Raw genomic sequence first — 15,951 nt, 5'->3', positions numbered from 1 at the left:
AGACGAAAAAATCCCTATGCGAGGAGTGAAGTTATGAAATTATTAGATGTCGTTGGATTAAACGGAGTAGGACATATAAAAGGTTTTTTCACAACATGCATATGCGAACTTTCCATTAGTGAGCATATTTTTGCGTTAATTCAGCAGCAGCTAAAGCTACGACAGCCGGTTAAGCGATTGTGGATCTCGGACTTGACAGCAGAGAGTATTGCGACAGGCTTTGAACGATTGCGAGATGCCTCGGAGTTTGAATTCCTGACTCAAGCTGCGCGGGCACGAAGTGAAGCGGACTGGCTGATTGGCATGAACGCTTCCAGAGCGTTCACAACACGTCATAACACCCTGCTGTCGGTAGGACGGGTACAGACTCCCGTGCTGGCACTAATTCATGATAGAGAAAAGGAAATTGAAGCATTTCAGTCTCAAACCTTCTATGACGTGTGGGCTGAGTTTAAGCAAGATCAGATTAAGTACAAAGGGGCATGGCAGGGAGATCGGCTGACGAAACCGGAAGAAGCTGAGGGGATCGCTGCGGCGGTACGCGGGAAAGAGGGGAAGATTACCAAATATGATACGAAGCAGACAAAGGAGTATCCTTTTAAATTGTACGATTTGACGCTTCTTCAACGCGAGGCGAATGCCAAGTACGGCTATTCGGCCAAAAAAATGCTGGATGTGGCACAAGCGCTTTATGAGCGTCACAAGGTCATTTCCTATCCGCGTACCAACTCTAACTATGTGACAGAGCAGAATATAGACGGCATGCATAAGGCATTACGGATGCTGGGGACAGGCCCTTATGCTGATCTGGTTCAACAAGCAAACCCTAATTTGGTCCATAAACAGAATAAATCGGTCTGCAATCCGTCTCGTGTTGAGGATCACCATGCTATCTTGCCGACGTTAAAAAGACCGGGGACGCTAAGCAAGGAGGAACAAAAGGTATACGACCTGGTTATTCGTAGGTTTCTGTCGCATTTTTTTCCGCCGGCTGAATATAAAATGCATACCGTAATGACGCAGGTGGACAAGCATTTGTTTAAAACCAATATTAAGGAGCTTCTGTCCTTGGGATGGAAAGTGGTTTTGAGCAAAGCTGACCAGGATAAAGGTAAAAAGAGCAAAATATCCAAAAAGGAAGATGAAGAGGAAACGGACGAGTGGACGGACAAGAAGTTTGAAATTGATGCAGGACGTCCGGTGGATTGTGTTCGCGCCGAGATGAAAGAAAAGGCGACTCAGCCCCCTAAAAGCTACACGGAGGGCACCTTGCTTAAAGCGATGGAAAGCGCCGGCAAGCAGATGGAGAATGAGGAATTACGTGAGGTTATGAAGGACGCTGGCTTAGGTACACCTGCGACACGAGCCGCCACAATTGAACGATTGAAGAAAGTCGGCTACATTGAAATGAAGGGCAAAAAGATTCTTATTACAGATAAGGGAAAGATGGCTATTGACCTGATCCGTCATGCCGGGGTAGATCTATTAGCCTCACCGGAAATGACAGGTCAATGGGAACGCCGTCTTCATCAAATTTCCAAGGGTGAGGCAGCTCAGGAGAAGTTTATGGATAACGTTAAAAGATTCACGTTGTCCATCATTGATAAGGTAAGGCAGCAGCCACCTGCTCCCGCAAATGCCTTTGGCGAGGAGGCAAGGAGTAATCGCTCGGGAGGCAAGGGGAACGCCCGCAGTATAGGCGCGAGTGGACGTGCCACCGCCAAAGGAATGGACCGCACACCATCAGGAGGCGGTAGTAGTGCAGGAAGTGCTGCGCTAAAGCAAGCAGCACCACCAACAAGACGCAGTTCAGCTACAAAAGCAGCGCGGAGCTCATCTGATGGACAGTCAGATGCTTCAGTGAGCCAAAGGCAGGCGTTAGGCAGCTGCCCGTGCTCCAATTGCGGTGGAAGCATTATTGAAGGTCGTAAAGGGTATGGATGTAGCCACTTTAAGCAGGGCTGTGGCTTTGTCATTTGGAAGGAATATGCTGGCAAGCAGATTACCGAAACGATGCTCAAGTCCCTGCTCGCGAAGGGGCAGACGCAATTGTTGTCTTTTAAACGGAAGGACGGATCGACCGTCAAAGCGCGGATAGTTCTGGATGTACCAGGAACAGGACAACTTAGCGTTCGTGAGGAATCCTGAAATAGGGTCGTCTATCATAGTAGAATATGAAGGTTGAATGACTTTTTAAACACGAAAAAAGGACCCTATCCGAGGGTCCTTTTTTGTTGATGCAATTGTATGCTTTCGTGGATCACCCGTGGCACTTCTGTTAGCTTTTGTATTGTATACATTACAGAGTTCACGTTTTTTTGCAATTCAACCATATTGTAAATCCATTCTTTAGGCTGCTTAAGATACACAGCGTGAATACCTGCCGCAAGGGCTGGAGATACGTCGGTGCGTAAAGAATTCCCAATCATCCAGGTGATGCCTCGGTCCAGCCGATTTATTTGGATGATTTCTTCCAGTGCTTCGACATTTTTATGCTGGCGAATATAGATACGGTCATCAAAGTAAGTAGCCAGCTTCATTTGCTCAATCTTTCTTTCTTGAATGACCTGCTCACCGCCCGTATAAAGGTGAAGGGAATGCCCTGCTTTTTGGAGTGAATTTAACGTTTCGGCCATACCTGGATACGGTTCAATTTCCTGCTCGTACACACTTCGGCCAAGCGAGCGAAGCTCCTGCTCTTCCCGAGAATCCGTACGGCGTCCGAATTGTTCAGAGAAAAACTGGTACGTATCTATTAGGGATTGTGGAAAATGCTCGCTGGCAAAACCCACCTGATGAACCCCAGCCACATCAATTTCAATTTGTTTTTCACGGATTGTATTTCTCGTTAGGTTATGAGCTGCAAACCATTCCTGAAGCAAATCGAAAAAGTGGTTGAGAATAAGGTCGAAATACTTGTTGCAGTGGACCAAAGTGTCATCAAGATCAAATAAAATGTGCTGTTTCGGATACGACATGATGCATACTCCTTCCAAGCCAAAGCTTTAACGGTGTTCAGTTTATAACTAAAGTTGCGATTCAAATTACAATCCAATATAGGATTCCAAAAATACCTGCAAATCAGCCGCACCGTCGGGACGGATGCTGAATTTTTCCTTGTGATAGCGTCCAATGTGTATGCGGAGCAAACCAGCCACACGCAAAATCATCATATCAGACATTAGTGTATCTTCCAATCGGCTCAAATCATGACGCATGTCTTCAAGAGACTTAGGACCTTGAGCTACATAACGCAAAATGCGTAGCCGTTGTGGATCATTGACTGCACGAGTGAGTCGTAGTAGAAGCGTGGGCGGTTCTTCCTCACTCTCTTCGGGAATATCTACCGGATACTGGATCAGCAGTGTACGGGTGTAAAAGCAGTATGAATTAATTGGGCGATTATGAACGACCGGAAACAGCACTACTGTATCGAGGTCTTCCATATGTGGCACGACTAGTCCAGCTGTCGCATATTCAACAAGTGCTTCCGGTTCCATTTTACTTAACAGCATGCGCTTTTCCGCAGCATCTTCTTCTGCCAATACACGCAGTTCGCCTTCCAAGGCCCGAAAATAGTCACGATCCCACAATCTGAGGAGCGGTGCATATACCTTACGAATGCGTAAAGATTCTTCAAAGGTTAAAAAAGGAATATGCGGAACAAGCAACTCAAACATATCCTTATCCGGTCCGTGATCCAAGTAAGAAATATAGTCGGATATTTCATCTGATTCTGGTCGAAGCAACGCCCAGGCATAGAGTGCGTCATAATCGCTAAAAGGGCAATCCTGAGCTGTAGCTAGCTCAGTACGAACTTCCTGTTGTAATCGTGCATCCACCTTGTCGATCCATTCATGGCCCAAGTCCATATCTTGGACCCACTTTTTAGTTACATAGGCCATAAAGCTGCCGAGCAATTCATAAATTGGGGAAGTGTCTATTTTAATTTGATAACTCATGGAACCAAATGCCTCCTATTCTGTCTTCTAGCCCAGAGCGGTGAACGTAAATAAAGCCCGTCCATAAGCAAAACATGAGCATTTTGAAATTGCCCACTCATTTATTATGGCTTGTTCTGCCAGGCATTGTCCACTATAATATGAAATAGTGCGTTGTGACGTGAACTTGGTCGGATTGAACATACGAGGCTCTTAACCGAGGAGTCGGATACATACCAGACTAGCTCTATCCGTAAAATCGTCATCTCAGATGGCGATTTTTTTATTTCTCTCTTTAATACACTAAAATTAAACGCTAAAAACATCTTAATATGTAATATATCGATTTTTAAAAAATCATGGCACACATCGTGATAAGATTTATTATTGATTATGGTATCAAATGCAAATCATTTCTAAACATTCATTTTATGATGTTAATAATTTATTTGTTCGAGCAGGAGGAGCTGGGATGTCGTCGTCGTTACGTGTTCATTATTTTATCTTAATTGCAGTTATTATTGTTGCTGGATTATGTCAGGGTTTACTATTGCCCATTCTGTCGATCTCTTTGGAACAAATGGGGGTTTCGTCTTCGCTAAACGGAATGAACGCGGCTGCACTGTATATTGGTTCATTCGCAATGACACTGGTGGCTGAACGGACTTTGGGGTGGCTGGGATTTAAAAAGCTGATGGCTGGTGGTCTTGTGCTTGTGCTGATCACGCTGCTGCTGTTCCCGCTAATCCCTGATATTCGGGTTTGGTTCGTACTGCGCCTGCTAGTAGGTATTGGTGACAGTGCGTTGCATTATTCTGCGCAGTTGTGGATATTGCTGGTAACTCCAGCAGAGAATCGAGGCCGCAACATTTCCTTTTATGGTATGTCTTATGGTCTGGGTTTTGCATTAGGCCCATTGGGATTATGGCTACTTGATTATGGAATGCTGGTTCCATTTGCTGCGTTGGCTTTGTTGTGCTTGCTTGTGCTGCTGTTAGTGTTAATCAAGCTGCCTGACTCAAGACCCGAGAAGCAGGAGACTGAGGCGCGTCCCGCACAAAGATTCCGTCGCAGCTATAGCTGGGCATGGTACGCTCTGTTGCCTGCATTTCTATACGGTTATATGGAAGCGAGCCTGAACAGTAATTTTCCAGTCTATGGCCTGCGTATTGGCTTCCATACCGATGAAATTGCTGCCTTGCTGCCTTTCGTCAGTTTGGGAGGCTTAGTGCTGCAACTGCCTTTAGGTATATTAAGTGACCGTTGGGGACGTAAAAAGGTGCTAATGAGCGTAGGTATAGCAGGAGGGTTGACCTTTATGTTACTACCATGGAGTGGCAATCATTTTATGTTCACATTGGTATTGCTGACCATCGCAGGTGGATTGGTAGGCTCCTTTTTCTCACTTGGTTTGGCCTATGCAGCTGACCTGTTGCCCAAATCATTTTTGGCGGCTGCAAATGTACTGGCATCCTTTCATTTTAATCTGGGAAGTGTGATCGGACCTAATATTAGCGGAGGGTTGCTGGACATTGGAACTCAAGGCAGTATGTTTCTAGTCCTTGGAGGTAGTTATATTGTTTTCGGATTGTTAGGTCTGTTTTCCCGAAAAAGAGTACCAGCGGTATAAAACTGCGGTTTGCATGGTATTTGTTTCACAATTACTATAAAATATAAACATGTATTGATGGCGGACAAAGGGGAATCATAGATGATTAAAATTCGGAAGCTGACCAAGCAAGTGGGGCCTGAACGTACCCCGTTGCTTCGAGGGATTGATGCTGAAATTCATCAGGGTGAATTCATTGCTATAGTGGGGCCAAGCGGAAGCGGTAAAACGACACTTCTTCGCTGTCTTGCTTTACAAGAGTCTTGGGAAGAAGGCAGTTTGATTGTTGGTGGCAATGATGTACTGAGATCCGGGTGGACGGGCAAGATGAAAATAAAGCGAGAGTGGGCATACCTGGAGCAAAATCCGCATCTTAATATGAATCGGACCGCTCTTAAAAATGTGCTCATTGGCAGATCGGGTCAAACACCCTGGTGGAGAATGGTGACTGGCATGGTGCGTTCCGACGATTATATGGGAGCGATGGACGTTCTGGAGGATCTGGGTCTGCTGGATAAGGCGCATGATAAATGCGACAAGCTCAGCGGCGGCGAACGGCAGCGGGTAGCCACAGCGCGTGCTCTCGTTCACGGAGCTAAGGTTATTTTAGCTGATGAGCCTGTAAATGGACTTGATCCTGCCTCAGCAGCGCATGTACTGGAAACCTTTCGCAAGCTGTGCTCTGGCGAGCGAGTAACAATCATTACTGTACTGCCGCTGGAAATGGCTGAACGTTTTGCTTCCCGAATCTGGGGTCTGAATGAGGGTAAACTGGTGTTTGATATCCAGGGAAGACGATTGACACAGGCAGAAAAGAACAAATTGTGAAGGGGACGGCAAGAGAAGTGAAAAAAATGCTGTTGAAAATGGTGGCTTGCTGCTGTTCCTTGCTGCTTCTTGCTGGATTTTTAAGCGGCTGTAATGTGATTAGCGATCCAATTTCGCTGATGCAGACACCAACGATGTCTGACGAGAAACAACAGCTGAATGGAGCAGTGAATACGCAATTAGGGGCGGTACAGCCTTTAAGGCCGAATGATCCAGATGATCCTACGCCAATTCGGACGGGAGATTTGAATAATGATGGTATAGACGAAGCAGTGCTCTTTTATGAAACACCAGATGAGAGCGTAAAGATACATGGTGCCTTGTTTGAAGATCAGGGCGGGACGTGGGTAAAGAAGCTTACATTTGATGGGGAAGGCACGGTGTTGGAATCATTTAAACTAGTGGATCTAACCAATGACGGTACGCTTGATATTGTAGCAGGTTTTTCGAGCGGAGACAGTAATGAGAACGGGGACCAGAAGGGCCTCATCGTATACTCTTATACTGGAGGAACGTTAGAAAAAATATATGCAACGGGCTATACGGACTTCGTTGTAGACGATTTTAACCATAAGAAGATGGATTTGAACGGGGATAATCTGAATGACTTGACGATTATCTTGCTCCGTCGTAATGAATTCTTCACTGTGAAAACATTCCAATTCAGTGGAGGGACCTTTAAGGAAATTGGATCGTTGGATTTGGACAGTCAGGCTCTGGGTGTCTACAATGTCGTTGCTGGTAAGGTAGCCCAAGGTAGGCAGGGGATCATTATTGATACAAAGATTGCCGAGACAACTACGGTCTCCAATGTTATCGTGATGGATCACGGCAAACTCAGAAAGCTTAATCTTATGGATGTTACCTTCAAGGATGCTACCATCGCTAGTGGTGATGTGGATGGGGACGGTATTCTTGAATTTGGAAATTTAGAGAAGCCTAAAGGCTGGAGCAACAGGCCACTGGATGAAGTTCCTTATTTTGTATCGTTCTATCAGTGGGATGGGGCCAAAGGGACGATTTTCAAGCAGCAACAGTATCGTGATTCTAATGAACAGGTCTACTTCAGGCTGCCAAAAGAGCTGCATGGCAAGGTAACTATTGATCCGAAGGTTTCAAGGAAGGACAGCTATTTGCGGTTTATTTTGGATGATACAGACAAAACGATAGCGGAAATTAAATTTTTCTCGTTATCACAATGGGAGCGAAACAACGAAGGCTATAGTCAACTGTGGCGAACGAATGCACAGGTAATTGGTATTAAGCGATCCAGCGAGTTGGAACCACGTAAAACCATTAAAAACAAGATGGGGGAAAGGCAGGTAGAGTAGAGTGAGTAAAGTTTTAATCATGGAAGACGAGGAATCGATCCGTAGCTTTATCGTTATTAACTTGAAACGTAACGGTTTTGAGGTGCTGGAGGCGGCAGAGGGGCATGAGGCTCTGAATATTTTGAACACGGTGCGGGACATTGATATCGCGTTGCTTGACGTGATGGTGCCTGGAATGGATGGTTTTGAGGTTTGTCGGAGAATTCGGGAAACGAATGAGCGTATTGGCATTATCTTTCTGACAGCCAAGGTACAGGAACAGGATAAGGTGTATGCCTTGTCTGTAGGGGCTGATGATCATGTGAGCAAGCCTTTCAGCCCGACAGAGCTGATTGCACGTATTCAATCGTTATTGCGTCGGGTGAATGTACATCGTGAAACAGCAGCCAAGGTGTCCTTCCAGTCCGGTCCGTTCACGCTGGATTTGATAGCTAAGCAATTTAAGAAAAACGGGCAGCTGATCGAGCTGACACCGACAGAGTTTTCCCTGATTCAGTTTTTTCTGGAGAAAGAAAATACGCCGCTTAGCCGAGATGTTTTACTCGACCACGTATGGGGCAAGGAATATATGGGTGATCCGAAAATTGTAGATGTGAATATCCGACGTCTGCGGCAGAAAATTGAAAACAATCCATCCGAGCCAGCTTTCTTACAAACCGTGTGGGGACATGGATATAAATGGAAAGGTCAGTCTCAATGATCAAAAAGGGGATCCGCCGACAGATTGTGCTTCACTATTTTTTCGTAGTGTTCTTGGCGCTTCTGTTAGTAGAAGTCATTTTTATGTTTGCACTCCGGTCGTATTATTATGACTCCATTTACAAACACATCGAAAGCCGTATCGAATCGGTAAGTGAATTTGCATCCAAATTCAAAGAGCCAGAACAGTCTTTGCAATCGTATTTATTGAATACATTTTCTCTGCCTTTCACTGAATTACAATTGCTTGATGAACAGGGAAATGTAATTGATAACTCGACAAATTTTGCTGCGGATCTAAGTGTGCAAACCAGTGATGTGACACAAGCCTTAGCTGGAGATACGGGCAAATGGATCGGAAAGCAACCCGGCACGGGACAGCAGGTGATGGCGGTATCTCAGAAACTGGACAATATTGTCGGGGATCAGGTGTATATAATCCGGTATACGACTTCGTTGGAATTAGTAAATGACAAGTTATTCATCATTACATTATTTTCGGTGGGAATCATGGCAGCTGTATTGATTATTGTATTTGTAGTGAGTACAGGGCTTGCCAATTCCATTGTCAGACCGATTAACAATATTCGCGACGTATCTGCTCAGATGGCGCAGGGGCGATTTGATGCACGTATCAAAGGCGATTATCGCTATGAACTGGGTGAACTGGCATCGACGTTGAACTACATGGCACAGGAAATTGTCAGAACCAATCAAATCAAGGATGATTTTATTTCTTCCATTTCTCATGAGCTGCGTACTCCGCTTACTTCGATTAAGGGCTGGAGTGAAACGTTAAATTCTGGCGGATATGACCCAGAAGAGACGAAGATCGGGATGCAGATTATTTCAAAGGAAACGGACCGGCTGATTGGCTTGGTGGAGGAAATTCTCGATTTTTCCAAACTGGAACAAAATGCCATGAAGCTCGTGATGGGAACAGTTGATCTTCGAGAGCTTTTGCAGGAAATTATGCTGAATGTATGGGCCAAGGCAGAAATGAAGCAGATTAAGCTCCAACTGGATTCCGAGGAAACGGCATACCTTGTTCATGGAGACGGTAACCGTCTGAAACAGGTGTTTTTGAACATTGTAGATAATGCCATCAAATTTTCGCATGAGAGCTCGATTATTTATCTGTCTCTTCAACGTGTTAAGGGCAATATCGAGATATCGGTACAGGATACAGGAATTGGGATTAGTGAAGAAAATCTTGCCAGAGTCAGAGATCGCTTTTTCCAGGTAGACCACCAAAATGGGGGGACTGGACTGGGATTGGCAATCTCGCAACAGTTTGTTGAGCGTCATCACGGTCAGATGCTCATTAGAAGTGAATTGGGAGCTGGAACCACCATTACGGTTTCATTGCCTGCTCTGCAAGCAGAGCCATCGGTGGAACCACCACAACTCTCGGAAGGGCAGATTTAAAGTTAAATGTAAGATGTAACCACAAAACAGCCAGTCCTCACCATAATGGAGGGCTGGCTGTTTGAAATTTAGGGGAGAGTTATGAAGTAAAGCCTTCTGCACGCAAGCGTGTGTTACGCTCATAGGCTTCTTTTAGCATACGAGTAGTTTGCGGCCGTACTGCCATTTTGCCAAATACTGTTTCATTGGGTCCGATAACCATAATTTCGCTCGGATTACCTTTAATAACAGCACCATCACGAATCACAGCACCTTCACCGATAATTGCGTGCTCAATATGCACGTTGCGCCCAATACGTGTGTCAGGCATAACGATACTTTCCTTGATGGAAGAGCCTTTTCCCACCTCGACGCCGCTAAACACTACGGAGCGCTCAATTTGGCCTTCGACTTGGCAGGAATCATGCAGGAGGCTGTCCAATGACTGCATTTTACGACCAGGCACCTTTTGCGCGCTCAGCCTTGTGCGGCGTTCACGTGTATACATTGGCCAGTCTTGACGCTGAAGGTCAATCGCGCAATTTTCTTGCAGCAAGTCCATGTGGGAGTCCCATAGGCTTTTAACTGTACCTACGTCTTTCCAGTAGCCCTGGAATTCATAAACGTATAGCGATTCTTGGTCTGCCAGCATTTTAGGTATGATATCTTTGCCAAAATCATGACTGGATTGAGGATCCTGTGCGTCTTCCAGTAGATAATTTCTTAAGTAATCCCATTTGAAAAGGTAAATCCCCATAGAGGCTAAATTACTTTCCGGTTTCTCCGGCTTCTCTGCAAATTCAGTGACGCGCAGATCTTCATCGGCGCTCATAACACCAAAACGGTGTGCTTCATCCCAAGGAACCTCCATGACAGAAATGGTTGCCGCAGCTCCTTTTTCCTTATGGTAGTTCAGCATCTCGCCATAATTCATATAGTAAATATGGTCACCAGATAAAATAAGCACATGCTCTGGATTTTGGCTGTCAATATATTCGATATTCTTATGAATAGCATCTGCCGTTCCTAAGTATTCAGCGTTACCTGTATTATAAGATGGAAGCAGGGTAATTCCTTTGTCATCCGTTTTTGTAAGGCCCCATGGAGTTCCATCCCCAATATGTTCGTGCAAGGATTCCGCCTCATATTGCGTCAGTACACCTACAGTATCAATGTTTGAATTTACGCAATTACTGAGAGGAAAATCGATGATCCGGTAATGACCGCCAAAAGGTACGGCGGGTTTTGCAATCGTTGAAGTAAGGGGAGCAAGACGGCGTCCCTCTCCGCCTGCCAGCAGCATGGCAATGCATTCTTTATTAAACATTTCGTTTCCCTCCCGGTTTAGTTGTCTGTTGTAGTACATACATAAACGGTGTGGGGTACTCTTGAAACCATCAGGTATATAAGATTCCCCAAAAACTAAGGTTTATTTTTTTCCTAGTCATTTTTCTGTTCATTGTGGCTAGAATGGGGTAATAACTCAGGTCAGCTTTGACCCAAAAGCGAATGCATTACCGATTCATACATTTTTACTTACAAACATAAAAGGGTGGTGACGTGATGACAGACCAAACTCTTCCGCAACAGACGATATCATCGGAAGATATTTATTTGTTTCATGAAGGAACGCTTTATCACAGCTACCGATCTTTGGGTTCCCACCTTACTGTGGAGAACGGAGAACAGGGCGTTCGTTTTACGGTCTGGGCTCCTCATGCTCTCCATGTCGGGCTTGCTACAGATCGCAACAACTGGAATGGGGAACAGGATTCCTTATATAGGGTTCCCAAATCCGGTTTTTGGAGTCGTTTTTTTCCGAGGATATCCCAAGGAACATTTTACAAATACGACATTACAGGTCCAAATGGTGAACGATTTCTGAAAGCAGATCCTTACGCCGTACGTGCTGAAGTGAGACCGGCTACGGCTTCAGTGGTAGCTTCATTGGATGGTTATGTTTGGAACGATGCAGCTTGGCGCCGTAAACGTAGAGCACCTTATGGTAAACCTCTACATATATACGAGCTTCATCTAGGCACTTGGAAGCAAAAAGCAGATGGTACGTTTTATACATACAGGGAAATGGCTGAGCTTCTTGTGCCTTATGTAACTGATATGGGGTATACACATATTGAGCTGATGCCGCTGAGTGAGCATCCGTATGATCTTTCCTGGGGCTACCAATTAACAGGGTATTTTGCACTCACAAGCCGTTATGGTGAACCACATGATTTTATGTATTTGGTGGATCGTTGCCATCAGGCGGGAATTGGAGTGATTATGGATTGGGTTCCGGCTCATTTTGCCAAGGATGCTCATGGATTGAGACGGTTTGACGGATCGCCACTGTTCGAATACGCGGACCCGCTAATTGCTGAAAAGCCCGGCTGGGGAACCCTAACGTTCGATTATAGCAAGCCAGAAGTACGTTCTTTTCTGATCTCCAACGCATTGTTCTGGATGGATGTGTACCATATTGATGGTCTGCGTGTGGATGCGGTGACGAGCATGTTACGGCTGGATTTTGAAAAGCAGGAAGGACAATATTGTCTCAATTCCAAGGGAGGGATTGAAAATGAGGAGGCTATCGCCTTCCTTCAACAGCTGAATGAGACGGTATTCCGCTATTATCCATATGCACTCATGATGGCAGAGGAGTCCAGCGCTTGGCCGATGGTGACCTCCCCAGTAAGCGATGGAGGGCTCGGTTTTAATTACAAATGGAATATGGGGTGGATGAACGATACACTTGATTATATGGAATCGGAGTTTGATCAACGAGCCGAGCGCCATAATTTGCTGACCTTTCCCATAGCCTATGCATACAGCGAAAATTTTACACTGCCATTGTCGCATGATGAGGTTGTTCATGGTAAGAAGTCGCTGCTTGATAAAATGCCGGGCACCTATGAACAAAAATTTGCCGGACTACGGGCGCTCCTTGGCTACCAAATGACCTCACCAGGTAAAAAGCTCTTATTCATGGGAGGGGAATTTGGCCAGTTTATTGAATGGAAGGATGAGGATCAGCTTGACTGGTTTTTGCTGGACTATGATAGTCATCGGTCTTTGCACGCATATTCGAAAGCACTGAATCATTTATATCTTCAGGAGAAAGCATTATGGGAATTGGACCATTCGTGGGACGGCTATCAATGGATTGAAGCTGAAGACCGTGGGCAGAGTGTGATTACGTATTTACGTAAAGGCAAAAAAACGGGGGATACACTGGTTGTCCTTATTAATTTTCAGCCTGTGCAACGAGAAAATTATCGAATAGGGTTGCAAAAGGCAGGAAGCTATATGGAATTGCTGAACAGCGATCATAAGGACTTTGGGGGAAGTGGTCAGCTAAACTCCGGAGCGATACGTACTTCCAAAATCCCTTACCACGGACAGCTACACAGCTTGGAGGTGACTATTCCACCCCTAAGCATCGTTATACTCAAGAAGACACCACCACGTAGGTCTAAAAAAGCAGATTGACCACATAAGGAGGAAGCACATATGAACATTTTGTTTGCGGCAGCAGAAGCACATCCATTTATTAAAACAGGCGGGTTGGCTGATGTTATTGGCGCACTGCCAAAGGCACTTCATCAGGCAGGGTGTGACGTCCGAATCATCTTACCTAAATATGCGGGTATTCCCGATACCTATAAGAAGTCTCTGCGTCCGGTAACGGTCAAGCATGTAGCTGTAGGCTGGCGTGATCAATATTGTGGAGTAGAGGAGCTGACGTTGGACAGGATCAGGGTTTATTTTATAGATAATGAATATTACTTCGGTCGTGACGGTATTTACGGTTATATGGATGATGGCGAACGCTTCTCCTTCTTCAACCGGGCGATTTTGGAAGTGCTGCCTGAACTGAATTTTCGGCCAGATATTGTGCATTGTCATGACTGGCATACGGCGATGGTTCCGCTACTTCTGAATGCCGATTATCGACATTTGCCCTTTTACAACGATATTCGCACGGTGTTTACGATACATAATCTGTTGTATCAGGGTGATTTTCCATATGAGGTCTTAACGGAGCTGCTTAATTTGGATGGAAGCTATTTTACCCCCGAGGGTGTGGAGTATTATGGCAGACTGAACTTTATGAAAGGTGGGCTTACTTACTCGGATCATGTCACGACCGTGAGTCCAACCTATGCAGAGGAAATTCAAACTGAATTTTACGGATACGGACTGGAGGGTCTACTTCGTAAATTAGGAGAGCAGGGACGCTTAACGGGGATTGTGAATGGAATTGACACCCAAAGCTACAATCCTGCCACAGACAATCGTATTTATACGAAATATCGCACAAGTCTGGCAAAGAAAAAGGAAAATAAAATTGCTCTACAAAAGGAGCTGGGTTTGCCGGTGCGTCCGGACGTACCTATGATTGCCATGGTAACCCGGCTTGTGGATATGAAGGGGCTAGATCTGGTAACGAGAGTGCTTGACGAAATTTTGTATTATGATGATATTCAGTTTGTCGTGCTGGGAACAGGGGACCTGGCTTTTGAGCACTGGTTCCAGGAAGCAGCGGGACGATATCCTCTGAAAATGTCAGCGCAGCTTACTTTTAGCGAACCACTGTCACGAAAAATATATGCGGCAAGTGACATGTATCTTATGCCATCGAGGTTTGAGCCTTGTGGGATTAGTCAACTGCTGGCGCTTCGTTATGGAAGTATCCCCATCGTGCGAGAAACTGGAGGGCTGAACGATACTGTGCAGGCTTACAATGAATCCACAGGTGAAGGTAACGGTTTTAGTTTCACGAACTACAATGCACATGACATGCTGCATACCATTCGTCGTGCTCTTCATTACTATCGTCAACCTGAGCATTGGAACAAGCTTACACAGACGGCCTTTGCAGGAGAGTACAGTTGGGATGTATCGGCCGAGGCGTATATGGATATTTACCGTTCGCTAGCAAAGACCGATTAAACAGCACATAAATACCATATTTATGCGAATGAAAAAGGGAACTCCTTTAGCCATGGTTTGGCTGAGGAATTCCCTTTTTTGTTGCTGGTCAGTCGCCCCCGCCACCACAGCTACTTCCACACGAAGAGCCGCTGCTACACGAGGAATGGCTCCCGGAATCGCCTGAATCGTGGTGAGAAGAGCCTCCACCATGAGAACTGTCATGGGACGAATGATGGTGCGAGTGGTGTGTATCCCAGTTCGAGCAGCCGCTTGCGGAGCTACAGCCGGATGAGCTGGCTAGTGCGGCACTGTTTGTAGAATCTGGGTGCATGTGTATGGCAAATTGTTCAGGTTGATACCATGAATACCACACAGCAGCCAATAGCAGATAGTCAACCTGCAAATAGTTGACCTTGGGTAGCTGCTTGCCCTCTGGATCATTTACAGCTTTATTTACCCGCTCACGGAGGTGTTGGATTATCTTATGAACCGCTTGTTGTGCTTGCTGTGAAATGTCTACATTTTCATGGGAATTCCATCGGTCACCTATTGGCTGCGTCGAAGCTGTCAGTTTGTAATAGTGTGAAAGCTCATCGTTCGGTAGCGGATGATTAAAAAAAGTTCCCCACAAACTGGCACTATAACGATTCCAACCAAAGCATTCCACATACAACCAGTCAAACCACGCCCGCTCCTCTGGCATCGGCTGAGAGCCGCCCGAATGGGGTGCATGGTGAAGCATACGACCAAAAAAAGCTTCGGAGAATTGCTGGTATTCGCGCGTAAACATTAACATTTCGTGCCATAGTTCATCCACATCACTACTGAACATAGGCACCCGATTCATAATGGCGCATAGCATGAAGTATCGTTTTAGCTCATGCCAGCGCCAATTATATTCTTGCTCCGTCAGACTAGGATGGGCGTCCATGACACGTTGCTTTACGTTATGAGCATAGGAGGCTGGAATGGATCGCTCCAGCAGCTCCTTCAGCTCCGTAATCTCTCGATGACGCTCTTGCGTGAGTGACGAAGGAGACGGAGAGCTAAGGAAAAATGCATTCCGGCGGCGTGTGCTTCTGTTTCCACGGTTCCTGTGTATAGCACGGAATGTAAACCAAAGAATGATGAGACCAACCACAATAAACAACGTCCAAAAGCTAGTCATACTATTCATAATGGCACTCCTTTCTAAAAGAAG

General features: G+C 45.6%; 12 protein-coding genes. 8 read left to right on the top strand and 4 right to left on the bottom strand.

Going from position 1 to position 15,951, the window contains the following annotated elements; all coding sequences use genetic code 11:
* Window positions 1-33 precede the first annotated feature (33 nt).
* Window positions 34-2,148: a type IA DNA topoisomerase gene (locus OIU26_RS24190; protein ID WP_264218273.1), complete on the top strand. Its 2,115-nt coding sequence runs from the start codon at window positions 34-36 to the stop codon at window positions 2,146-2,148.
* A 65-nt stretch (window positions 2,149-2,213) separates the two neighbouring features.
* Here the strand turns inward: OIU26_RS24190 and OIU26_RS24185 are convergent, their stop codons facing one another.
* Both OIU26_RS24185 and OIU26_RS24180 read right to left on the bottom strand, forming a co-directional pair.
* On the bottom strand, window positions 2,214-2,978 hold the full coding sequence (locus OIU26_RS24185; RefSeq protein WP_013371449.1) for an HAD family hydrolase: 765 nt from the start codon (window positions 2,976-2,978) through the stop codon (window positions 2,214-2,216).
* Window positions 2,979-3,044: 66 nt separating this feature from the next.
* Entirely contained in the window at window positions 3,045-3,962 is a 918-nt protein-coding gene (locus OIU26_RS24180) for an ArsR family transcriptional regulator (protein WP_165080706.1), read from the bottom strand.
* 451 nt (window positions 3,963-4,413) lie between these two features.
* Between OIU26_RS24180 and OIU26_RS24175 the strand changes: the two genes are divergently transcribed.
* The 5 genes from OIU26_RS24175 (at window position 4,414) to OIU26_RS24155 (ending at window position 9,836) form a co-directional block, all read left to right on the top strand.
* Entirely contained in the window at window positions 4,414-5,571 is a 1,158-nt protein-coding gene (locus OIU26_RS24175) for an MFS transporter (protein ID WP_058830883.1), read from the top strand.
* A gap of 81 nt (window positions 5,572-5,652) precedes the next feature.
* The gene (locus tag OIU26_RS24170) at window positions 5,653-6,378 is read left to right on the top strand and encodes an ATP-binding cassette domain-containing protein (protein WP_264218272.1); all 726 of its coding nucleotides are present in this window, start codon (window positions 5,653-5,655) and stop codon (window positions 6,376-6,378) included.
* Window positions 6,375-7,709 (top strand): hypothetical protein, encoded by a 1,335-nt coding sequence (locus OIU26_RS24165; protein WP_016820714.1) that lies wholly within the window; start codon window positions 6,375-6,377, stop codon window positions 7,707-7,709. Before OIU26_RS24170 ends, OIU26_RS24165 begins: the two co-directional genes overlap by 4 nt.
* 1 nt (window position 7,710) lies before the next feature.
* On the top strand, window positions 7,711-8,409 hold the full coding sequence (locus OIU26_RS24160) for a response regulator transcription factor (protein ID WP_264218271.1): 699 nt from the start codon (window positions 7,711-7,713) through the stop codon (window positions 8,407-8,409).
* Complete coding sequence (locus tag OIU26_RS24155; RefSeq protein ID WP_025674587.1) at window positions 8,406-9,836, top strand: sensor histidine kinase; 1,431 nt, start codon at window positions 8,406-8,408, stop codon at window positions 9,834-9,836. The genes OIU26_RS24160 and OIU26_RS24155 overlap by 4 nt, the downstream gene beginning before the upstream one ends.
* A gap of 79 nt (window positions 9,837-9,915) precedes the next feature.
* Here the strand turns inward: OIU26_RS24155 and OIU26_RS24150 are convergent, their stop codons facing one another.
* Window positions 9,916-11,142, bottom strand: coding sequence for a glucose-1-phosphate adenylyltransferase (locus tag OIU26_RS24150; RefSeq protein WP_064964185.1), 1,227 nt, complete (start codon window positions 11,140-11,142; stop codon window positions 9,916-9,918).
* Window positions 11,143-11,378: 236 nt separating this feature from the next.
* Here OIU26_RS24150 and glgB point away from each other — a divergent pair, with 236 nt between their 5' ends.
* Together glgB and glgA are read left to right on the top strand one after the other, a co-directional pair.
* Window positions 11,379-13,304 (top strand): 1,4-alpha-glucan branching protein GlgB, encoded by a 1,926-nt coding sequence (gene glgB, locus OIU26_RS24145; RefSeq protein WP_264218270.1) that lies wholly within the window; start codon window positions 11,379-11,381, stop codon window positions 13,302-13,304.
* 21 nt (window positions 13,305-13,325) lie between these two features.
* Window positions 13,326-14,768, top strand: a complete 1,443-nt coding sequence (glgA, locus tag OIU26_RS24140) for a glycogen synthase GlgA (protein WP_264218269.1) — start codon at window positions 13,326-13,328, stop codon at window positions 14,766-14,768.
* 88 nt (window positions 14,769-14,856) lie between these two features.
* Here glgA and OIU26_RS24135 read toward each other — a convergent pair whose 3' ends face one another.
* Window positions 14,857-15,927: a hypothetical protein gene (locus OIU26_RS24135; RefSeq protein ID WP_264218268.1), complete on the bottom strand. Its 1,071-nt coding sequence runs from the start codon at window positions 15,925-15,927 to the stop codon at window positions 14,857-14,859.
* Between the last annotated feature and the right edge of the window lie 24 nt (window positions 15,928-15,951).

This window comes from Paenibacillus sp. BT-177 (assembly GCF_025846815.2).
Classification (GTDB): domain Bacteria; phylum Bacillota; class Bacilli; order Paenibacillales; family Paenibacillaceae; genus Paenibacillus; species Paenibacillus polymyxa_C.
The sequence above is the reverse complement of the archived record's forward strand: the minus strand, read 5'-3'. Positions and strand labels throughout refer to the sequence as shown.